This is a genomic window from Bacillus sp. Bwzl_19 (assembly GCF_054900515.1).
Map to the genome: position 1 here is coordinate 2,900,127 of NZ_CM142729.1, position 21,650 is coordinate 2,921,776.

Sequence of the window (21,650 nt, forward strand, 5' to 3'; positions counted from 1 at the left end):
TTCTATTGCAGTGCAATATTGCCGCTCGTCACTTTTATATCAATCATTCTTGAGCCGCTGCCTTTAATGCCTGTGAAAGCCCCGCCTTCCTTACTCGTTTTCTCAAAGGAATAGGACGGCTGGATTCTCCCGCTTGCCGTTTCGGCGTTCACCGTAAAACTCCCGTCTTTCGGCAGGCTGATGGCTGCGCTGCCGCTCGCAAGCCTGACGGATACGGGGGCACTTGCCGTCTCAAGCGAGGCATCGACACTGCCGGAAGCGACCCGCACGTCAAGAGGGCCTGACACATGATGAAGACCGACATTTCCGGAGGATAAGCGGACATCCGCCGTTTTTGCCGCAAGACCGGCTGCTGTGAGATCGCCCGACAGCCCTTTCGCTTCAAACACATCCGTCTTTACATGCTTCAGCGACATGTTCCCGCTTACAGTATGGACGCCGAGATGTGAAAGAGACAGCCCCCTGTTTCCGTCAACTGCAATGCTGCCGCTTGATGAACGGACGGTGATGTCCTGATGGTAATCATACGGAATGCGGACAATCAGCAGAGGACGCTGAAAAAGATTCAGAAATTGGAACCCTTTCTCCTTCGCTTTGAGATCGAGGGTTTTCCCCCGGCTGCGGACAAACATTTTTCCCGCCGGTCCCGTCACGTTTGCCGAGATATCATTCCGCGCTTCCGCGATAATTTTCACATCCGTCTGTTCAGATGAAACGGATAAGCTTTTAACGGCACGGGGCGGTACGCTTACCGATTCTGTTTCTGTTTCGTACAGCGGAAAAAAACGCCCGGCAACCACTTCTTTCACCAAAAACAGACAGCAGATCAGAACGGACGCCGCCATCAGCCCTTTGGCAATCTTACGCTTCATTACGTTCCATCCTTTTTCATTCATTTTATTATAAAGGAAAAGCCTGATAATTGATACGTGCGTATAGGGAAGAGGCGTAAAAGCGCCGATCTTCCCTTGTGCACATTATTCATGAGCCGCTTTTTGATACTCCGTTTTTTCCAGAGAAAGCGAGCGCATTTTTTCAAGCTCAGCTTCGACCTCGTCCGAATATTGCGAACGGCTGACTTCTGTGTTCGCCTCAGCCGAAGTGCCGTATTTGACGCGAACTTCCATTTCTTCAATGCGGTTTTCCATTCGAAGGAACTCTCTGTAGGCGCTTTCGCTGTCAATTTTGTCAAAAGAAGCGTTCATATGTTCCTTCGCTTTCGCCGCGTTGGCACGGGCGATGAGCGCCTGTTTTTTATCCTTTACGTCGCGAAGACGCGTTTCCAGAGTCTCCAGCTGCTCTTTCAGCTCTGCCAGCTGTGTTTTCGCCTGGTCATACGCTTTTTCATGTTCGGCCGCTTTTCCCTCAAGGTACTTCATTTCAGTCAGAGCCTTTTTCGCAAGCTCCTCTTCCCCTGCGTCAAAGGCAAGCTGAGCTTGATTTTTCCGCTTGGCCGCCGTTTCTGAGGCGTCCTCTTGTTTTTTCTTAAACTGATGGACGATTGTGTGCTGTTTGACAATCGTTTGTTTCGCCTTGGCGATGTCACTTTCCATGTCACGCACATATTGATTCAGCATGACTTTCGGATTTTCTAATTTATCAAGCCCTTCATTAACAGATGCGACGAACATATCTCTTATTCTTTTTAAGACCATTTTGTTTTCCTCCTTATTTTTTCTTCAAAAATTCTTCCCATTCAGAATCAAAGCCGGATTGATAGCCCGGTGATGCCGCTTCCGGTTCATACTGCCGGGAATCAGCGTCTGAGCCGCCCTGCTTCATCATCTTCCACCCGAAATACACCATGGCGCCAGCCAGTCCGATAGCTACGATAAACGGAAGAGAGCCGACGAGAATCATAGCCCCGATGACGCCCGCGATGATACCGGATACGGCGCGGCCTTTTGAAAACCGTTTTATTCCCCAGTAAAGCATCAGGCCTCCGATCGCCAGCGGGATGATAAATGCGAAGTGGCCCCCTCCGAAAAAGACAGAAAGTCCGAACACAATCAGCAGGAAGCCGCCTGCCGTTTTTACATTTATATTCATGCAGATCCTCCTTTCGTTTTCCTTGTCTTTACTATAAACAAATCCCGCGGACGGCAAAACGAGTCAGAGATTGATTTTCATATCAGACCGGAGTCGTATAAGCCCCCGGACCCTTACATAAAAAAACGCCGCTGCGCCAGACGGCGCAGGGCGTTTTACGGAAATGCTAGATTCTGACGCTCGCTTCTTTTTCCCTGATGAGATCGGAGCGTTCCGCTTTGGCCAGCTTCGTAAAAAACAATATTCCGAGACCGGACAGGACTTCGACGAGACCGCCGGCGGCGATGACTTTTCCGGAACCGAAAGCGTTAGCCGCGTATCCGCATAGAACCGCACCGAGCGGAATGGATATGTTTGAGATCATATGGATGACGGCATAAACTTGCGGCTGGTCATCATTGTCCACAGACGTCTGAATAATGGTATATTCCGGCACATTAATAGCACTGACGGCAGATCCGAACGCAAACGCGGCGAGGAAGACGAGCGGCAGAAAAGTGTTGATGCCCGTGATGAAAAATGCCGCCCCTTCTATGATTCCCGCCGACACAAACAGGAGACCGTATTTGTTCACCTTCACTTTTGCCAAAATAAAACCCATTAAAAAGGCTCCGCCCGTGCCTGTCGCTTTCAGAAGCGAGTAGATGATCGGCGGCATGTGTAAATCTTCAGCGACATAAACGGCAGAGAGCGCCTCCCATGGAGCGGCCGCAAAATTCATGAAGATACAGTAGATAGCGAGCGGGTATAAAATCTGGTGTTTTCTGACAAGCACAAAACCCCGTTTGAGTCTTCCGAAATACGTTCCGCGCTGTTTAACGGCGACGGTCTTCTGTTTATCCTGATGAACTTGGTATGCAATAAAGAGTACGAGAAAACCTGATAGAAGATAGAATATAAGTGCGATAAACAAAGAATAGGCGGGACTGATAAAAGTTAGAAACACCCCGCTCAGCGTAATAGCGGCAAGCCTGACGATCTGGCCGGATGACTGGATGACCGCATTCGCTTTCTGCAGGCTGTTTTCTCCGACAATATTGGGGATTAACGAGATGGATGCAGGATTATAAGCGGCTCCCGTGGCTGAATGCACGATCATGAGGAGCATGACAAACCATAAAGGAGAGAAACCGTTAAAATAACAGACCGGAATGATTAACACGACCGCCGCGCGCGTGAGGTCGGAAAAATACATCCAGAATTTCAGCGTATGCTGCTTCATAAAAGGCCCGGTAATCGGCGCCAGCATCGCCTCCGGAAGGAACGTGACCGCAATCAGCAGAGCCGTGCCGATCGCGCCTTCTCCGTCAAAAATCAAAAACCATAGAATGGAATTAAAGGCAAAACCGTCTCCCGACAATTTGACAAGCCTTGAGATAAACAGAAAGGTGAAATTTTTATTCCAGATGCTCTCGCTCTTATTATATGTATCCATCTATCAAATCACCCATTATTTTACAGCATTTCTTATAATATCTCATTTTTTAATTTTTCAGTCAATAATGCATAAGATACATTTTCCTACTGGCAATAAGGGTTCAAATGATGGGTATCTCCACAAAAAAACAGCCGGCATGCTGCCGCCGGCTGAATGAAACGTTATTCATCCTCACGGAATACTGCGGCGCTTCTCTCATACTCTATATCCTTAACGCCTTGTCTTGTGTTGATTGCTCTTGCCGCCGCAAAAAAATAATCAGACAGGCGGTTCAAGTAACGCAGCACCGTATCGTTTATCTCTTCTGTTTTGCCCAGTTTCACGGTGAGACGCTCCGCCCGTCTTGTGACGGTCCGCGCGATGTGAAGCTGAGCAGCCGCCTTATGCCCGCCCGGAAGAATAAATTTCTCAAGCGGGGGCGCTTCAGCCGTATAACGGTCTATGCAGTCTTCCAATACGGAAATAGATTTCTCTCTCAATTTATAGTTCTTATGCTCAGTGACAGTCGCCAAATCGCCGCCGCAGTCAAACAGCTCGTGCTGAATGTTTCGGAGTTCGGCTTTCAGATCACCGCAATTCTCACAATCAGCAAGCTCCGCAAGCGCAAGCCCGATAAAACTGTTCAGCTCATCAATCGTCCCGTAGCTCTCAACCCGCAGACTGTCTTTATCCGTTCTGCCGCCGATCAGGCTTGTCTGTCCTTTATCGCCGGTTTTCGTATAGAGCTTCATCGATCTATTCCTCCTTCTTCCTCCGCTTTTACACATGCCGCGATCCCGCTTCTGACGGCTTTTTCCGCATGACGGGCGTCCACTGCCTCTCCCGTCTGCAAAGCGGCGATGACAATATCACCATTTGCCTGCATTCCGGAAAGAGCCTGCATTCTCGCTTCTGCCGCTGCCGTTAAGAGCCGTACAAATCCCTGTTCAGATAAACGTCCGCTGACGAGTGCCCAAATTGTGTGCCGCGCCGTCACGGCAATCGTAACCGAATCAAACGTCCGGCAGACCAAACCAGCGGCCGCTGAGCCGGAAAGCCGGCGGCTCCATGAAAAACCAGATCCGTCAGATGCGGTTGACAACATTCTAAACGGCCGGTCTGTATGAAGCGTTACGGTATTTCCGCTTTTGTTTATCAGAGAGGCGAACGGAACGGTGACGGATTCTCTTTCTTCCCGCACTTCCGGCTTGAAGGCGATCAGCGGTTTCGGCGACGCTTGTTGGTCAACAGCGCTGACGGTGATGCCGTAAATATCTTCAATCGTCTCTTGTTTCAAAGCCTGCTCCGGCGGCTGCTTCGAAAAAGCGCGTCCGTCCTTCATCATCAGGAGCTGATCACAGTATTGTCCCGCGGCGTTGAGGTCGTGAAAAATACTGATGACCGTAAGACCCCTTTCTCTCGTCAGCCGCTTTACCGTATCGAGCAGGTCTTTTTGATATTTGAGATCAAGAAATGTCGTCGGCTCATCCAGACAAAGCACCTCGGGCTGCTGAGCCAGCGCCTGCGCCAAATAGACGCGCTGCCTTTCTCCGCCGCTCAGATTGCGGACGGATTGCTGCGCATATCGGGCGATGCCCGCCATTTCCATCGCTTCCCGGATAATGTCTTCGTCGTTTTGGTCCGTCTGTCTGAAGAGTCCTTTTTGAAACGGATATCTGCCGAAGGACACCGTTTTTTTGACGGTAAATGTAAAGGCTTGTTCCGTATGCTGCGGCAAAACGGCCATGATTTTCGCAAGCTCCCGCGGCTTGTATCTTCCGATGGGCTTGCCTGCTGCGAGCACCTCGCCTTTTGAGGGAGGGAGCACCCCCGTCAGCAGTTTCATCAGTGTTGTTTTTCCTGAGCCGTTCGGACCGAGTATGCCGACAAATTCACCCTTTTCGGCGGTAAAGCTGACATCCTCTACAATCATCCGCCCTCCGTACCCGCCGGACAGGCTGCTCACCCTGATCATAAGCGTTTCCCTCCATGGTGCTGACGAAGCAGAATCAAGGCAAATACAGGCGCTCCCGCCAATGCCGTCATAATGCCGATCGGCAATTCGACAGGTTCAATAACGGTGCGGGAAAACAAATCCGCCAAAATGAGAAAACCGGCGCCCGTCAGTGCTGACAGCGGCAGTAAATGGCGATGATCCGTTCCCCATAAAAGCCGCGTCACATGAGGAATGACAAGGCCGACAAACCCGATCGTCCCCGATACGGCAACCGCTCCTCCCGTCAGCAGAGATCCGGCGGTAATCATCAGCAGTTTTCTCTTTCCCGTACTGACGCCTAAAAGCCTTGCCTTTTCTTCTCCATAGGTCATAATGTTTAATTCTCTGCCGTTGATAAGCAGAAGCGCCGTCCCGGCCAGAAAAAAAGGCAGAAACAGCGCGACATAGCCCCAGCCCCTCATTGACACACTGCCTAACAGCCAGCGGACAATCGGGAGCAGATCATTTCCCGTTAAAGCGATCACAAGCGAAATGAGGGCTCCGAGAAAAGAATTCATGATGATGCCTGTCAAAATGAGCGTCGAAACCGACATGGACGCATGAACGAGGCGGCTGAAAAAAAGAACCGCCGCCATGACCGCAATGGCTGCGGCAATGCTGACGACCGGAAGTGTGAACCGGCCGATGACGGGAATCTGAATGCCGAAAAACAAAGTGATAACGGCTCCCGCCGAGGCTCCTGAAGATACCCCGAGTGTATAAGGGTCGGCGAGCGGATTTTTCAGAAGCCCCTGAAACGCCGCTCCCGCAATGGATAACGCGGCACCGACAAGGGCTGCCAGAACGACTCTCGGCAGACGGATATTCATCATAATATTTACATTCATGGGATCAACAGAGGAGGTCCGGCCGATCCCGATCAAAAAAACGTCGGATAAAGGGATATGCAGACTGCCGATTGAAATGCCGAGTGCCGTACAAACGGCTAAAAACAGCAGACTGATCGTGTAGGCCAGCGGGCGGTTACTTTTTAAACGTTTCAGGATAAACGCTTTCTGCAAGCTTCTCGACCCCTTTTACCAGACGCGGGCCAGAGCGTGTGACAAGGTCAGGATCAACAGAATAGACGTTGTGGTGTTTGACCGCATTGACGGCACCCCAGCCGGCGCGTTTTTCCACTTCAGCGGCCTTTACGCCGTCTGTCGTAATGATGACATCCGGATTCATTTTGACAATCGCTTCATCCGTCAGCTGCACCCAGCCGGTCTGGCTGCCGGCGGCGTTTTTCGCATGTATATCTTCAAGCATTTCGTTCATAAACGTGCCTTTTCCCGTCGTGTATCCGTCAGGAGAAACTTCGACGAATACTTTCTTTTCATCTTTTTCAGAAATGGCCGCCGCTTTCTTTTCTATGGCGGAAAGGTCGGATTTCATTGATTTGATCAGCTTGTCCGCCTGCTTTTCTTTGCCGGCCGCTTTTCCGATCATGCTGATTGATTTGTACACTTCTTGGAACGATTGAGCGTCATTGACCGTTAATACGGTGATGCCCGCATCTTTTAATTGCTTCATCGCATCGGCGGAAGCGGACATAGAGGACGCGTGGGCAAGCACGAGATCCGGCTTCAGCGCGATGACTTTCTCAGCGTTCACATTCATATCTCCGACTTTCGGTTTTTTTACCGCTTCTTTCGGATATGTATCATTTGTCGTGACGCCTGCGACCTTATCTCCGAGCCCCAGCGCGTATGTAATTTCCGTATTGCTCGGCATGAGGGAAACGATTTTTTCCGGCGCCTGCTTTATGGTTACTTTTTCGTTTGCGGCATCCTTAATGGTTACCGGAAATGCTTCGGCTGAGACGGCTTTTTGTTTTGCCGCGCTTCCTTCTTCTTGTGCGCCGGAACAGCCGGCGACCATAAAGGCGGTGACAAAGAGCGCCGCCCAGACGGCAGTGATTTTCTTCATTCTTTTAACTCCCCCTGGTTATGGTAAACGATTGTCTCTTTGACATTCGTATCCTTTTTTCGCAGTAATTATACTATAAGTCTGTCAGGCTTGTATATCCGGCCTTTTTTGCATTAAAGCAAATTGTTCGTAAACACTAAAACCCATCATGTATACTGTTACACAATCATGTTAAGAGGAGGATCATCATGGAATTACAGCTTGAACGAAAGCTCATTTTGATTACAGGATCAACTTCAGGCATCGGAAAAGCCGCGGCAAAAAGCTTTTTAGCCGAAGGCGCCGAGGTGATTGTAAACGGAAGAAAAAAAGAAACCGTGGAACGGACGGTTGAGGAGCTTTCCGCTTACGGAACGGTTCACGGCATCGCCGCTGATTTATCGCGTCAGGATGAAGCGGATGACCTGATGAAGCGCGCCGGCGGAATCGGAGAAGTCGATATTCTCGTCAATAACCTCGGATTTTTTGAAGTAAAAGACTTCGCTGAGGTGACTGATGATGAATGGACCCGGTATTTTGAAGTGAATGTCATGAGCGCCGTGCGCCTGTGCCGGCGTTTTCTGCCGCAAATGCTCGAAAGAAACAGCGGTCGGATTCTGAACATCTCTAGTGAAGCCGGTGTCAAACCGCTTGCGCAAATGATTCCGTATTCAATGACGAAAACGGCGTTAATCAGCTTGTCTCGGGGAATGGCGGAAATGACGAAAGGCACAAATGTCACGGTAAACTCCGTGCTGCCCGGACCGACATGGACCGAAGGCGTCGCTTCTTACATGGAAGGAGCCGCTAAGGCTGCCGGAGAAGATACGGACAGCTTCGTCCGGGATTATTTTAAAGTGAATGAACCGACGTCCTTGATTCAGCGCTACGCAACGCCGGAAGAAGTCGCCAATACGATTGTATTTCTCGCTTCAGATGCGGCATCTGCCATTAACGGCATCGCACAGCGGGTTGAAGGCGGCATCATCCGCTCCATTTAACCAAAAAAAGCCCGGCACAATGGGAACTCCCATATATGCCAGGGCTTTTTTTATATCATGCCTGCAAACGGAACCGGCTCCCAGCCGCCCGTCTCAAGCTCTGCGGAAAACAGGCCGCCCGCATGCGGCTGCTCAAGTCTTTCGGCTTCCGTCAATTTTTCCGTCGCGGTCGTAATGTATAATGTGTTAAGCTCTTTGCCTCCGAACGCGCAGCAGGTGACGTATTTTGCGGGAACTTCAATAGATGCGATTTCCTTATGCGAAAACGGGTCAATCCGGACGGCACGGCCGCCTCCGAACAGAGCCACCCACAGCATTCCGTCCCGGTCAATGGTCATTCCGTCGGGAGATCCTTGCGACTTCGGAAATCGGTAAACCGTTTTCGGATCTGATACGGCTCCGGTTTCCGGATCGTATGAATAACGGACGATTTCCTGCGTCGGAGTATCGATATAATACATCAGGTTTCGGTCTCGATCCCAATCCAGACCGTTCGAAGTAGAGACCTGGTCTTTTATTTTGGCAAGGCTGCCGTCCGTATTCAGACGGTACAGCGAAGCCTCCTCTTCTTTGCCTTCCATGCTCGTCGTTCCCGCCCATAATCTTCCGGACGGGTCGCACTTGGCGTCATTGAAACGGATATCTTCCCGCATGTCTTTCGGCTGCTTCATCTTCGTCAACGTATCTTCCTGCAGATTGTACAGGTAAAAACCGTCTTTCATCGTCATCACCAGCTCTTCCTTTGAATACAAAGCCAGAGCCGTTACGAATGATTTGAATTTAACGGAACGGTTGATTCCGTCAGCCGGAGTAAAGATATGGAGCTGGCTGCCCAGTATATCCACCCAGTACAGGCATTCCTTGTCCTTATCCCATAAGGGGCCTTCTCCGATCACCGCTCTCGTATCTGCTCGTAATGCTGCTTCCATGTGTGAACACCTCTTTTGCTTGTCAGTCTCCTATTGTTATTCCCGACAAAGCGGCGTCCAAACTCAATCTTTTTTAAAAAGAATCGTAATAACCGTTCCGGCGCTGATTCTGCTGTTGACATGAATGGTTCCGTTATGAAGATGCACCAGTTCCTTGGCAATGGCGAGTCCGAGCCCCGTTCCTTCTGACGGCCCCTTCGTATTCGTTCCCCGGTAATAACGGTTAAACAGCTGGTGAATCGTTTCTTCGTCCATTCCTCTTCCGTTATCTTTCACCTTCAGAATCAGCTGTTCGGCTGATTCCTCGAGCACGACCCGAATGGCGGTCCCTTTCTTATTATGCTTTACGGCATTTGCCAGCAGATTCTCCAGAATACGGCGGAACCATGCTTCATCAATGGCGAAAAGAATGTCTTCCTTTTTGGTTTCAAAGGCGATGTCATAGCCTTCCGAGAACGTGTTTTTCGTGAAATCGTTCGTGACGTTTCTGATAAACGGAACGACGTTGATCAGCCGCCGTTCAATCGGGAGGGCGGCGTTTTTCAGCCGGTATGTCAAGTTTAAGTCCTCAATCAGCTTCGACATATATTCTGATTTTTCCCGGACGATCTGCCCCATTTCTTTGACTTCCTCCGGGGTCCAGTCGTATTGCTTCGATTCAAGCATCATGCTGTAGCCGTAAATCGTGCTCAGCGGTGTTTTTAAATCATGGCTGAGTCCGGCGATCCATTCTTCCCTAGTCGCCTGGATTTTTTCTCTGTTTTTCTTATCCCGCTTCAGCGTATCGGTCAGCTGGTCCATCGATTCGAAAATCTCGGCGAAAAAGCGGAACGGCTGCTTTGTTTTGCCTTTTTTGTTTTTGCTGACCGGCTGTCCTTTGCGGTTCTTCGGCTCTTCAAGCCGGCCCTTTGATAAATTGACAAGCCATTTGATGGTATGAAAAAGCGGCCATCCGAAACGGAAAGAGTACCAGATTGTCAGAATACAGATCATTAATACCAAGATTCCGATCAGCAAAAAGAGGGTTTTCATCACATTTCTCAAAAATGACTTATTAAACTCATGATCGGGGATGTACACGGGGTTCGGCACCGACGCGACCATCCATTTCGTTTTATCGAGTCTTTTAAAAGAAATTTCCCTCTTATAATTCCACGGCTTGGAATTGTATTTCAGCAATTCAAGCTCATTGACGGTGTTCCGCTCTTTTTTGGTGCTGTTGATATCTCCGAGCAGTCTGCCGCTGTCCTCGAGAAGATAGACCGCCCCTTTTTCCCGTTTAATATAATCAACCGTGCTTTTTTTATATTGAGAAAGGGAAGCGAGGGACGGCTCCTGTGATTCGATGTAAGTGAGAAGCTGCTCGCTGGCGGATTTCCAGCCGAACAGAATCAAATAGGTCTCATTATTAATCGTGACCGTCCAGTAGTTCAGCTTGTAGTTGTCAAAATTCCGGTACTGATAAATGGATAAGAGATCTTTTCTGCTGTAATGGCTCGGGACGTCTTTCGGCACTCTGTACGCGTAGTCCGTTTTTTCATTGTCATTAATGATCTGCAGCCAGCCCTTCTGCTTTCTGACTGACATCTTTAAAAATTCATCGACATCCCATGTGCCGTCTTCATTTTTATCAAGCCACGCTTCAAACGAGTCAGCCGTCGCTTTCGTCAGTCCCGCATTGGCTTCCGCTTCGCTGAAACGCCAATCCAAATAGAAAAAAGAAGCGACGGCCAAAACAGAGATCAGCAGGATGACAAGCAGCAGCTGCCCGAAAAAGTGGAGCAGAAATTTTCCGCGCATTCTCATGGGCGGGTTCCTTTTTCTCCTTGATCGGGAATAAACCGATAGCCGAGGCCGCGCACCGTTACAATATAGGACGGATCGCTTGGGTCTTTTTCAATCTTTTCTCTGAGCTTGCGGATGTGCACCATGACGGTGTTGTTGTCGCCGTAAGACGGATATCCCCACACTTTTTCATAGATCTGGTCTTTTGAGAGCACCACATCAGGGTGTTCGCAGAAATATTGCAGCAATTGCAAAAGCTGTGCGGAGCAGCTGACGGGCTCGCCCCCGACAATCAGCTCGGCGTTTTGCGGCGAATAGGAAAAATGGCTGTATGAATACGTCTTCACCGCCGTTTTCTCTTCGCGCTTATAGGTTCTTTTTAACGTCGCCCTGATCCGCGCCGCCAATTCGAGCGGATTAAACGGCTTTGTTATATAATCATCAGCTCCCAATGCAAATCCTGACAGCTTATCCGCATCAGAAGACCGGGCAGTCAGAAAAAAGATCGGAGCATCGGTATAGTTCCGGATTTCGGTGCATGCTTCAAAACCGGACATGCCTTCCATCATCACATCCAGCACGAGCAGATCCGCGGTTTCATGTTTAACAAATTCAATCGCTTCCTCGGCGCTGCCGGCTGTCTTAATGTTGTGATAGCCTTCTTTGACGAGAACGCGTTTGACCATATCAACGATCGCCTTCTCATCGTCTACAATTAAAATTGACGCATTTTCCACCTTGGACGTTCCTTTCTCTTTGTTTTTTTCATCATATCATTATATGGTTAAGATTTGGTACTTTTTTAGTGCGGAGGTCTTGCGGGGAGACAGAAAAGAAAAACGAGACCGGATATCTTCTCTCGTTTTTCTCGCGGTGGGCAGAGCGGTATATCAGTCATCCCGCCCTTTTGTCAGGAGTTTTCATTTATAAGATGTAGAATAAATTCCCAAAATCCAGGCACTTCCTGGCATAACAGCATGTCCGCTTTTTCAACTATTTTAATCTTTAATTCTTGTTCCAAATCTTCTCTTTCCTGGTAAGACGTATTGCTCAGTTTTTTTTTTATCATTGGCGAAAAACGTGATATCAAGAGTTCCATTTCGTCGATATCTGTTTTCTCTTTGTTGAAATCAAATGGCCCGTTCACTGCTTATTTTCCCCCTTTTTTTGCTTGTCCAGCTGCTTTCTCAGATTGCCGAGCCCTTTTTTATGAATATTGGAAATGTTCTGCCGGGATTCCCCCAGCGACTCGGCAATCTCCTTCATCGTCGCTCCGTGAAGGTAAATATTCGTCAGCACACTTTTTTGTTTATCGGTTAATGTCTGAAGCGCTTCATATAAATCCCGGTTTTGGACATGCTGGCTCAAATCTCCCTGCTGCCGCAGAAACTCTTCATACGCGTCTTTTCCCATTTCATAGGGAAGCGTTTCACCTCCTTCCGGCTGATCAACCGTCAGCGGATAGCGCTTCTGATTTTTGCGGATGCGCTTGTCAAAGTCGATGGAGAAAATCCGGATCATAGAGTTCATATATTTGATGATCCGGATTTCCTTATAAAACTGCTTAAAATGTTCGTCCAGTGATTTTGCATCTTTCTCGTCTGAATGTTCCAGCACATTTTTAAATTTCTCGTAATGCTTGGGGTCACTTAAAAAATGTTTGACGATCGGATGTTTCATGATTTCCTTGCATTTTGACCGTAAAAGAACTTGATAGTCCATAAAACCGCCTCCTATTTAAATTAAATGAAAGAAAGCAAAAAAAAGTAAACTACTCCTTTCCGACTAAGGTTTTACACTCCTTATGTCCCGGTTTTTCCGGAACAAAAAAAGACTCTCAGCCCGGATATCAGGTTTACAAGAGCCGCTCTTTCTTTCACTTATATACATGACTGCAGGTCAAGTCAGGAGGTGGCTGATAATGGATCAGGTTTTTATAGAAGAAGCAGTCAGACAGATCGGCAATCTCGGCTTTCCGGCTCTGATTGCCATGTACCTTCTCACCCGGTTTGAGAAGAAATTTGACGCCCTGATCGAGCTGATGACGGAACTGAAAGACCAGAAGATGAAAAATTAATTTTCAAACGAAGTTGACTTTTCATCGGAACGCATCACTTAACAAAGCAGAAGGGAAAACGAAAGGCCTTTCACATTCTCTTTCTGAAAAAAACAAAGCTTGAGAGGAGACGATTTACATGTCAAAAGAAAACAACTGCAATATCCCGCAGCCGATCAGAGGAGATAAAGGGGCGACCGTCACGATTCCGCGCAACCTTGAAAGAGACCGCCAAAATCCGGATATGCTGGTGCCGCCGGAAACGGATCACGGCACAGTGGATAATATGAAATTCTCTTTCTCAGATGTGCACAACCGGCTGGAAAAGGGCGGATACGCGCGTGAGGTGACCGTTCGCGAGCTGCCGATTTCTAAAAATCTCGCATCTGTCAACATGCGTTTAAAACCGGGCGCCATCCGTGAGCTGCACTGGCATAAAGAAGCGGAATGGGCTTATATGCTGACGGGCAAAGCGCGGATCACGATTGTCGATGAGCAGGGGCGCAGTTTTATCGATGACGTGAAGGAAGGAGATCTGTGGTACTTCCCGTCAGGTCTGCCGCACTCCATTCAGGCGCTGAAAGAAGGCTGTGAATTCCTCTTAGTCTTTGATGACGGCTCATTCTCAGAAAACAGCACATTCCAAGTGACTGACTGGCTTGCCCACACGCCGCTTGATGTCATCGCCAACAACTTCGGGGTTTCAGAAAAAGACCTTGCCGGCCTGCCGCGGAAAGAAAAATATATCTTTGAAGAGCCTGTTCCCGGAAAGCTGAAAGATGACATTGTGGAAGGGCCGAACGGCGAAGTGCCTTACCCGTTCACTTACCGTCTGCTGGATGAAGGCCCGACTGCTGAGACGGACGGCGGCAAAGTATATATCGCGGATTCCACAAACTTCAAAGTGTCCAAAACGATCGCTTCAGCGCTTGTCGTGGTCGAACCGGGCGCAATGAGAGAGCTGCACTGGCATCCGAATACGCATGAATGGCAGTATTATATTTCCGGGAAAGGCCGGATGACGGTTTTTGCTTCGGACGGCCATGCGAGAACATTTAACTATCAGGCCGGGGATGTCGGTTACGTTCCGTTCGCAATGGGCCACTATGTGGAGAACCTGGGAGATGAGCCGCTCGTCTTCTTGGAAATCTTCAAAGATGACCATTATGCCGATGTGTCTCTGAACCAATGGCTCGCCATGCTTCCTGAGAAATTCGTCCAGCAGCATCTTGAACTGGGCAAAGACTTTACCGACATTCTTTCGAAAGAGAAACATCCAGTCGTCAAAAAGAAATGCTGAAGACACACATTGACTTGCAGAGTTCATCTCTGCAAGTCTCCTCTATGTGAAAAGGAGCTGAGCAGATGATCAATCAAAACGGGCCGAAATTGTTTTTTTTCCGGGTGCTCACGTATGCCCTGGCAGCGGCCGCTGTATTATTCGGGTATTTCATCGTGATGATGACCGTATTTTCATTAGCCGGGACGAGCTACGGATCGATGGCGTACGTCCTGCTTTTTTCTGTGCTTTTTATTCTTCTCGGGTTATGTTTTGAACCGCTTGAGCGGCTGATGGTACATAGTTTTACCTTTTTCAGGACGGGCAGGCTGCCTTTTCTTCTTTTAGCCAGCACCGTTCAGCTGCTGTTTCTTTGGATGACCGCGTATACGACGGATAAACTGATTGAAAAGATTTGGCTGTCAACGACCGAGGAGCTGATTGTGGCTGGGGTTTTTTTCGTGTTGGATAAATGCGTCTCCGTGCAGAAACAAACTCAGGCGCAATAAAAAAACGCAGGCCGAAATGGCTCTGCGTTTTTACCGTCATACCGAGGCGTTTTCATGCTGGATTAAATCGTAGGTTAAGCAGACGGGTTTGTTCGTGCGCGGGTCTTTTACGATCTGTGCGTCAATCTGAAACACGTCTTCCAATATGCCGGGCGTCATGACTTCCTCCGCCGTCCCTTCCTTGATGACGCGTCCTTTTTTCAGCGCGATCATATAATGGGAAAAACGGGCGGCATGGTTCAGATCATGAATGACCATTAAAATGGTTCGTCCCTGCTCTTTGTTTAATTTGTCCAGCAGCTGCAGAATTTCCAGCTGATGGGCAAGATCTAAGTAAGTAGTCGGTTCATCAAGAAGCAGCAGCTCCGTTTCTTGAGCGAGCGCCATTGCGATCCACACACGCTGCCGCTGCCCGCCGGAAAGCGCTTCGATCGGCCGGTCGTAAAATTCGGCCATCCCCGTCTCTTCAAGCGCCCATTTGACCATGTCACGATCTTTATCACTCAAGCGGCCCATTCCGGACTGATGCGGAAATCTGCCGTAAGAAACAAGTTCGTATACAGTCAGCCCGCTCGGCGCTTCAGGCGTCTGCGGAAGGATTGCCATTTCCTTGGCGATGTCCTTCGTTGATTTTTTCATGATCGCCTGTCCGTTTAAATAGACGGCGCCGGATTTCGGTTTCATGATTCTTGACATCGTCTTAAGAACCGTCGATTTTCCGCAGCCGTTTGGACCGATCAGCGTTGTAATTTTCCCTTTCGGTATGGCGATATCCAATTCTTTCGCTATCAGACGGTCACCATAACCGACAGTAAGCTGTTCCGCCGATAATGAGTTCATCGCGGCAGTCTCCCTCCTTTATTTCGCTTTCATCAGCAAATATATAAAATACGGCGCGCCGAGTACGGAAATCACCAAGCCGACGGGAACTTCGAACGTCACAAGGACATTTCTCGCCAGCGTATCGGCAAGGAGAAATAAAAATGCGCCGATCAAAGCTGAAACCGGAATAAGCGTCTGGTGGCGCGGCCCGGTAAGCCTTCTGGCCAAATGCGGCGCAATCAGTCCGAGAAAAGCGATTCCGCCGGCTGCCGCAACACATGACGCCGTCAGGGCGACAGCGGAAATCAGCAGAACGCGCCGCTCCTTTTCAACCCGGGTGCCAAGTCCCACAGCCAGCTGGTCACCAAGCTGCAGCACATTTAAATACCTCGCTTTATACAGACTGAACGGCAGAAGAACCAGCAGCCACGGCAAAATCGACAGCACCATTTTCCAATTGGCGTTCCAAATCGAACCGGAAATCCATACAAGCGCCTGCATGAAATCCCGCGGGTCCATTTTCAGCTGAAAAATCAAGAGCAGCGCATTAAACCCCGCATTAACGCCAATCCCGACCAAAATGAGCCGGACGGGTGAGACACCTTTTTTCCAAGCCAGCACGTAGATGAGAAACGCAGCCAGAAAAGCTCCCGCCAAAGCGCTCACTGGAAGCAGCCATGTACTGAACATGCTTAAATCAACAGCGGACCCTTGGAAAAAGAAAATAAACAGAACGACCGCCAATGATGCTCCGGCGTTAATACCGAGAATGCCCGGCTCCGCCAAGTCATTTTGAGACACGCTTTGAAAAATCGCGCCTGCAACCGCGATCCCGGCGCCGACCAGCAATGACAGCACCATGCGCGGGAGTCTGAATTCAAATAAAACAAGCTGATCCCGGGCATCGCCTTGTCCGAAAAAGACTCGTAACGTATCGAGAGGCGCAATCCGGATCACACCCATATTTAAGCTGATAAAAAAGACGATGCATATGAGCAATAACGTAACGGCCGCGACCGCCAGCGGTTTTTTCGATTTCACATTCATTACAGCCCTCTCCTTTCCCTGCGCGCCAAATAAAAGAAAAAGGGAACGCCGATAAGGGCGGTTAAAGCGCCGACCGGTGTTTCAAACGGCGCATTGACGAGTCTTGCGGCAATATCACTGAAGACTAACAGAACGGCGCCGAATACCGCGGAACAAGGAATAATCCACCTATAATCGACCCCGACTAAAAATCGGGTGATATGCGGAATCACCAAGCCGATAAAAGAAATGGCTCCGGCGACTGAGACTGAAGCCCCTGTCAGCAGGACAACGACAAACATTCCGATTACTTTCACAAGCGCCGTATACTGCCCGAGCCCTTTGGCCAGCTCCTCACCCAAGCTCAGCACTGTCACTGAGCGCGCAATCAAAAAGGCAAGCAAAAGGCCGATGACCCCGACTGCCAATAGCAGCTGCACGCCTTCCCATTTCACGGACGCGACTCCCCCGGCATACCAGAACTTCACATCCTGGGCGACGTCAAACCGGATCGCAATCGCGCTTGAAAGCCCAGTCAAGAAATAGCCGACTGCCGTACCGGCCAGCGCGAGCTTCACAGGTGTCAGCCCGCCTTTTGAAAACAGGCCGATGCCAAAAACAATAAGCGCCCCGATTCCCGCTCCCGCAAAGGACCACAAGACAAGCCCCGCTGCAGACAGCCCCGGAAAAAAAGCAAATGCACAAGCGATCGCAAAGCCGGACCCCGAAGTCACCCCCATAATGGAAGGCTCAGCAAGCGGGTTCCGCGTCAGCCCCTGCATGATTGCCCCGGACACAGCTAAAAAAGCCCCGACGAGCGCTGCGGCGGCGGTTCTCGGCAGCCTCAGATCGCGTATGATTTGATGAGATGTATTTTGCGGCTGAAAGTGAAAGAGAGCGTTCCACACCGTCCGCAGATGAATATCAGCGGCTCCGATGGAAACAGACAAAACTGCGCCGATCAATAAAACCGCAATACCGGCAAAAAGCAGCACAGCCGCTCTGAATGAACGCGCCGTCCACTGGATTTCGCTCCCTGACGCTCCTTGAGCCGTCATTGTCTGTTTCTTTTTTAATAGACCCAACACTCGTTCTTCCTTTCTCCAAGACAAGAATGTTAATGATAATGATTATCAATGACTTGTTTCAGTATAGCACTATTTTCTTCTCTTTTAATAGACCTAATTTCATATAAAAAAAGAAAGTTTTTCTTAAAAAAGAGCGTGCTTCTCTATGAAAGCAGTGATATAATCACACTGATAATGATTCTCTTTATCACTATTTTTTATGAAAGAAGGAATGCCAGATGTTCCATACATACAAGAAAATCGGCGCAGCGCTGATTGCCGTACTGCTCATTGCCGCTTTGGCCGCATGCGGAAATTCTTCAGACACGAAAGGTTCTTCTGAAAAAGAAGAAACCGTCACGTATAAAGCCGAAAACGGCAATATTAAAATTCCGAAGCACCCGAAACGGGTCGTCGTTATGGCTGACGGCTACTACGGCGACTTCAAACAGCTCGGCATCAATGTTGTCGGCGCGCCGCAAAACGTATTTAAAAACCCTTATTACAAAGGGAAAACAAAAGGTGTGACAAACATCGGCGACGGCACATCCGTTGAAAAAATCATTGACCTGAAGCCTGATTTAATCGTTGTCTGGACGACACAAGGGGCCGATATTGAAAAACTGGAGAAAATCGCGCCGACAATCGCTATTAAATATGACAAGCTCAGCAACATTGAGCAATTCAAAGAGTTTGCGAAAATGACAGGCACTGAAGATAAAGCAGACAAATGGCTTGCCGAATGGGATAAGAAAACAGCTGCCGCTAAAACAAAAGTTCAAAAAGCAGTCGGCTCAAAAACCATCTCCATCATGCAGACAAACGGTAAAGACATCTATGTATTCGGTAAAGACTTCGGTCGCGGGGGAAGCATCATTTATGACAAACTCGGGCTGAAAGCCACAAAACTAACGCAGGAAAAAGCCATTAATCAAGGCCCGGGCTATGCCAGCATTTCACTTGAAAAACTGCCTGACTTCGCAGGAGACTATATTTTTATGGGACCATGGCAGGCCGGCGGTGACGACAAAGGCGTCCTTGACAGTTCAATCTGGAAAAACCTCGATGCCGTCAAGCAAAACCATGTCTACCGCATTGATCCGATCGGCTTCTATTTCTCAGACCCGATCTCACTTGAAGGCCAGCTGGACTATATTACAAAAAGCTTAACGAAGTAACCCTGAAGCCGCTGACACAGCGGCTTTTATGATTCCTAAAACTTGACAAAAAAATTTATTTATGCTAAAATTTACAATTTTGGATTAGCGTGTATAATAAGATTCTCCCGGCCGGAGATTGATGTGAATGACGGAGGATTCTTAATATGAAAGAAAACAAGGCAAGTATGACTTCCCTGCTGTCCGCTTTCGGAAGAGCGTACCACAGTAAATACGGCAAGCCGGTTATGTTTGATGATTTTCTGGCACAAGATCTTATTTCTGAAAAAGAGCATTCAGACATTTGTGATCATTTGATTCAAGGTATATCATTCTTCAGCAAAGACATGGCTCAGGAACTTCAAGATAAACCGGATGATATCTTAAAATGGGTGATTCAAGTCCAGCTGTCTCCTACACCGTTAGCACGTGCCGCGTATTGTGAAAAAGTGCTTCTGAATGAAATGATGCTCGGGGTTAAACAATATGTCATCCTTGGGGCGGGGCTGGATACTTTCTGTTTCAGGCATCCTGAGGTAACAAATGGCTTAGATATCTTTGAAATCGATCATTACGCTTCACAGGAAGACAAAATAAACAGATTGAAACGCCTGGATTTCGATATTCCGAGTCATCTTCATTTTGTACCGATGGACTTTGCCGCTTCACTTTCTTTCAGCCGTCTGTACCAAGAAGGTTTTTCCCGCCAAAAAACCTTTTTCAGTCTGCTCGGCGTTTCATACTATCTTACGAAAAAGCATCTTGCCCGCCTGCTTACTCAATTATTTGACCAAGTCCCTCCAGGAAGCTCTATCGTCTTTGATTATGCAGATCAGTCGCTCTTTGAAGATAAAGGACTGTCAAACAGAGTGGAAAACATGGTGAAAATGGCTGCAGCCAGCGGAGAGCCGATGCTATCGTGTTTCAGCTATGAAGAAATTGAAAAGGTGTTAGAATCATCAGGTCTGCTTATTTATGAACACTTATCTCCAGCGGCCGTCAATGAGCGTTTTTTCAGCGGACGCACTGACTATTTAACCGCTTTCGAGACCATTCATTTTATACACGCCGTCAAAAAGTAATCCGCTGCCGCAAACAAAAAAGACATCTCACAGTCGTGAGATGTCTTTTTTTCAAACCGATTGTCTGTTGTTTGCAAATTTCTTTGAGACGAAAGGATATAACAGCAAACCGACGAAAAACAGCCCGATACCGAGAATAAAGGTCGTTAAATCGGCCGTTCCGGTGATAATGACGTAAAAAGAATAAATGCAGGCTAAGATGGCGATGAAACCGTCCCGCACTCTTGAACCCTTGATCTCGTCATATGTTTCACCCGTCCAAACAAGCTTCAGACTGTAAAATGCTGATACGAGATACGGAATCAGATAAGCGAGCGTCGCCGCTGTTGTTAAAAACGTAAACGCGTCACTGATCGTCCGGGAAATAACCGAAAAGATAAAGATTTGTGACATGACGTTCGTGACGATTAACGACACAACCGGACTGCCCTGTTTATTCGTTTTTGCAAAAGCAGCGGGAAAGTCCCCTGATTTCGCCGCTTGATACGGAACTTCAGAGCCGAGAAGAATCCAGCCGAGCATCGTTCCGAACAGACACAGGATCGCCAGAATCGCCATGATGATGCTTCCCGCATTGCCGACAATCGCGTACAAGACGTCAACAAACGGTTTCTCCGAGCCGACAAGCTTATCATGTGGAAGCACGCCCATCGTAATCAATGTCACGATAATATAAATGCTGAGCGCGATCAATAAGCCGGTAATGGTGGCGCGTTTCACATCGCGCTGCGAACGGGCGCGCCCGGATAAAATGACCGCAGATTCAATTCCGACGAACGCCCATAATGTTGAAATCGCCGCATTGTGGATCTGCCCGCCGATTCCCTCAACTGTGTGAGGCCCAGTTTGAACCGGAAAATAAAAATGATCGAAAAACGACGTTTGAAACACAAACAAACCTGCAATGATAAAAAAGATAAATCCTAATACTTTTGAAAACGTCGTGACGAAATTTAATTTACTCGCACCGTTAATGCTGGAGACGAGAATCGTGTGAGTGCCCCATAATAAAACCGTACATACGGCAAACGTCAGCAGCTGGCCGAGCGTAACCGCCTGACCGCCGATCGAAAACATTTCACGCTTATCCGTTAAAATCGGGAAAAATGATGTTAAATATCCGGCAAGGCTTGTGATGATCGCCACGTTGCTGATCCAGCTCGCCACCCAGTAGCCCCACACCATCGTGAATCCGGCTGCATTCCCTTTCTTCCGATCGCTGAACAGCGCTCTCGCATAGCTTTGCGGCCCCGCCGTCAGCTCAGGCTTACGGATGGATAAGTGGCCGAAAACAAGCGCGATCATTAAAACACCGGCTCCCGTTAAAAGCCATGCCGATGTAGCGCCGAACGGACTCGCGATTTTTGCGAGCGTGCTCGGAAGGGAAAAGATGCCCGATCCTACCATATTTCCTACGACAAATGCCGTCAGTAACCAAAAACCCCATTTTTTCGTCTGTTCCATTCCTGTACCTCCTGGTTGTTCATTCGTACGGACCAGACCCCGAGACCATATTTACACACAAAAAAAGCCTGAACAAAAGTCCATGCTTAAAGAAACACACACC

23 protein-coding genes are annotated in these 21,650 nt (G+C 48.6%); 6 read left to right on the plus strand and 17 right to left on the minus strand.

Going from position 1 to position 21,650, the window contains the following annotated elements:
- Positions 1–2 precede the first annotated feature (2 nt).
- The 8 genes from liaG to ACW5MY_RS15470 form a co-directional block, all read right to left on the minus strand.
- Positions 3–872: a LiaG family protein gene (liaG, locus tag ACW5MY_RS15435; protein WP_013353565.1), complete on the minus strand. Its 870-nt coding sequence runs from the start codon at positions 870–872 to the stop codon at positions 3–5.
- 105 nt (positions 873–977) lie between these two features.
- Positions 978–1,655 (minus strand): stress responsive protein LiaH, encoded by a 678-nt coding sequence (liaH, locus tag ACW5MY_RS15440; protein ID WP_013353566.1) that lies wholly within the window; start codon positions 1,653–1,655, stop codon positions 978–980.
- A 13-nt stretch (positions 1,656–1,668) separates the two neighbouring features.
- The gene (locus ACW5MY_RS15445; RefSeq protein WP_013353567.1) at positions 1,669–2,049 is read right to left on the minus strand and encodes a protein liaI; all 381 of its coding nucleotides are present in this window, start codon (positions 2,047–2,049) and stop codon (positions 1,669–1,671) included.
- Positions 2,050–2,215: 166 nt separating this feature from the next.
- The gene (locus tag ACW5MY_RS15450; RefSeq protein ID WP_013353568.1) at positions 2,216–3,484 is read right to left on the minus strand and encodes an MFS transporter; all 1,269 of its coding nucleotides are present in this window, start codon (positions 3,482–3,484) and stop codon (positions 2,216–2,218) included.
- 164 nt (positions 3,485–3,648) lie between these two features.
- On the minus strand, positions 3,649–4,218 hold the full coding sequence (locus tag ACW5MY_RS15455; protein WP_014471000.1) for a cob(I)yrinic acid a,c-diamide adenosyltransferase: 570 nt from the start codon (positions 4,216–4,218) through the stop codon (positions 3,649–3,651).
- Positions 4,215–5,441, minus strand: coding sequence for an ABC transporter ATP-binding protein (locus ACW5MY_RS15460; RefSeq protein WP_462061628.1), 1,227 nt, complete (start codon positions 5,439–5,441; stop codon positions 4,215–4,217). Before ACW5MY_RS15460 ends, ACW5MY_RS15455 begins: the two co-directional genes overlap by 4 nt.
- Positions 5,438–6,484 carry a FecCD family ABC transporter permease gene (locus tag ACW5MY_RS15465; protein WP_013353571.1) on the minus strand — a complete coding sequence of 349 codons (1,047 nt, stop codon included), beginning with the start codon at positions 6,482–6,484 and terminating at the stop codon, positions 5,438–5,440. Before ACW5MY_RS15465 ends, ACW5MY_RS15460 begins: the two co-directional genes overlap by 4 nt.
- Positions 6,447–7,391: an ABC transporter substrate-binding protein gene (locus ACW5MY_RS15470; protein ID WP_013353572.1), complete on the minus strand. Its 945-nt coding sequence runs from the start codon at positions 7,389–7,391 to the stop codon at positions 6,447–6,449. Before ACW5MY_RS15470 ends, ACW5MY_RS15465 begins: the two co-directional genes overlap by 38 nt.
- Before the next feature lie 188 nt (positions 7,392–7,579).
- Between ACW5MY_RS15470 and ACW5MY_RS15475 the strand changes: the two genes are divergently transcribed.
- On the plus strand, positions 7,580–8,371 hold the full coding sequence (locus ACW5MY_RS15475; RefSeq protein WP_013353573.1) for an SDR family NAD(P)-dependent oxidoreductase: 792 nt from the start codon (positions 7,580–7,582) through the stop codon (positions 8,369–8,371).
- A 50-nt stretch (positions 8,372–8,421) separates the two neighbouring features.
- Here ACW5MY_RS15475 and ACW5MY_RS15480 read toward each other — a convergent pair whose 3' ends face one another.
- The 5 genes from ACW5MY_RS15480 to ACW5MY_RS15500 form a co-directional block, all read right to left on the minus strand.
- Positions 8,422–9,300, minus strand: coding sequence for an SMP-30/gluconolactonase/LRE family protein (locus ACW5MY_RS15480; RefSeq protein ID WP_013353574.1), 879 nt, complete (start codon positions 9,298–9,300; stop codon positions 8,422–8,424).
- 63 nt (positions 9,301–9,363) lie between these two features.
- Entirely contained in the window at positions 9,364–11,106 is a 1,743-nt protein-coding gene (locus tag ACW5MY_RS15485) for a HAMP domain-containing sensor histidine kinase (RefSeq protein WP_013353575.1), read from the minus strand.
- Positions 11,103–11,822, minus strand: coding sequence for a response regulator transcription factor (locus ACW5MY_RS15490; RefSeq protein ID WP_013353576.1), 720 nt, complete (start codon positions 11,820–11,822; stop codon positions 11,103–11,105). Before ACW5MY_RS15490 ends, ACW5MY_RS15485 begins: the two co-directional genes overlap by 4 nt.
- A gap of 173 nt (positions 11,823–11,995) precedes the next feature.
- Entirely contained in the window at positions 11,996–12,232 is a 237-nt protein-coding gene (gene rsoA / locus ACW5MY_RS15495) for a sigma-O factor regulator RsoA (RefSeq protein ID WP_013353577.1), read from the minus strand.
- Positions 12,229–12,765 carry a sigma-70 family RNA polymerase sigma factor gene (locus ACW5MY_RS15500; protein ID WP_088030697.1) on the minus strand — a complete coding sequence of 179 codons (537 nt, stop codon included), beginning with the start codon at positions 12,763–12,765 and terminating at the stop codon, positions 12,229–12,231. The genes rsoA and ACW5MY_RS15500 overlap by 4 nt, the downstream gene beginning before the upstream one ends.
- Before the next feature lie 241 nt (positions 12,766–13,006).
- Between ACW5MY_RS15500 and ACW5MY_RS15505 the strand changes: the two genes are divergently transcribed.
- From ACW5MY_RS15505 to ACW5MY_RS15515, 3 genes are all read left to right on the plus strand, one after another.
- Positions 13,007–13,162 carry a YvrJ family protein gene (locus ACW5MY_RS15505; RefSeq protein ID WP_012118419.1) on the plus strand — a complete coding sequence of 52 codons (156 nt, stop codon included), beginning with the start codon at positions 13,007–13,009 and terminating at the stop codon, positions 13,160–13,162.
- A gap of 118 nt (positions 13,163–13,280) precedes the next feature.
- Complete coding sequence (locus tag ACW5MY_RS15510; protein ID WP_013353579.1) at positions 13,281–14,441, plus strand: oxalate decarboxylase family bicupin; 1,161 nt, start codon at positions 13,281–13,283, stop codon at positions 14,439–14,441.
- Positions 14,442–14,506: 65 nt separating this feature from the next.
- Positions 14,507–14,929, plus strand: a complete 423-nt coding sequence (locus tag ACW5MY_RS15515) for a YrvL family regulatory protein (RefSeq protein WP_013353580.1) — start codon at positions 14,507–14,509, stop codon at positions 14,927–14,929.
- Positions 14,930–14,965: 36 nt separating this feature from the next.
- Here ACW5MY_RS15515 and ACW5MY_RS15520 read toward each other — a convergent pair whose 3' ends face one another.
- The 3 genes from ACW5MY_RS15520 to ACW5MY_RS15530 are packed head-to-tail and all read right to left on the minus strand — an operon-like array spanning position 14,966 to position 17,835.
- Positions 14,966–15,769: an ABC transporter ATP-binding protein gene (locus ACW5MY_RS15520; protein WP_013353581.1), complete on the minus strand. Its 804-nt coding sequence runs from the start codon at positions 15,767–15,769 to the stop codon at positions 14,966–14,968.
- A gap of 18 nt (positions 15,770–15,787) precedes the next feature.
- The gene (locus ACW5MY_RS15525) at positions 15,788–16,798 is read right to left on the minus strand and encodes a FecCD family ABC transporter permease (RefSeq protein ID WP_013353582.1); all 1,011 of its coding nucleotides are present in this window, start codon (positions 16,796–16,798) and stop codon (positions 15,788–15,790) included.
- Positions 16,798–17,835 carry a FecCD family ABC transporter permease gene (locus ACW5MY_RS15530; protein ID WP_044051913.1) on the minus strand — a complete coding sequence of 346 codons (1,038 nt, stop codon included), beginning with the start codon at positions 17,833–17,835 and terminating at the stop codon, positions 16,798–16,800. Before ACW5MY_RS15530 ends, ACW5MY_RS15525 begins: the two co-directional genes overlap by 1 nt.
- A gap of 248 nt (positions 17,836–18,083) precedes the next feature.
- Between ACW5MY_RS15530 and ACW5MY_RS15535 the strand changes: the two genes are divergently transcribed.
- Both ACW5MY_RS15535 and ACW5MY_RS15540 read left to right on the plus strand, forming a co-directional pair.
- Positions 18,084–19,022 carry an iron-hydroxamate ABC transporter substrate-binding protein gene (locus ACW5MY_RS15535; RefSeq protein WP_014471005.1) on the plus strand — a complete coding sequence of 313 codons (939 nt, stop codon included), beginning with the start codon at positions 18,084–18,086 and terminating at the stop codon, positions 19,020–19,022.
- 146 nt (positions 19,023–19,168) lie between these two features.
- Complete coding sequence (locus tag ACW5MY_RS15540) at positions 19,169–20,083, plus strand: class I SAM-dependent methyltransferase (protein WP_013353585.1); 915 nt, start codon at positions 19,169–19,171, stop codon at positions 20,081–20,083.
- A 51-nt stretch (positions 20,084–20,134) separates the two neighbouring features.
- Here the strand turns inward: ACW5MY_RS15540 and ACW5MY_RS15545 are convergent, their stop codons facing one another.
- A complete protein-coding gene (locus tag ACW5MY_RS15545) occupies positions 20,135–21,547 on the minus strand; it encodes an amino acid permease (RefSeq protein ID WP_013353586.1) in 1,413 nt (470 codons plus the stop codon).
- Positions 21,548–21,650: the final 103 nt, after the last annotated feature.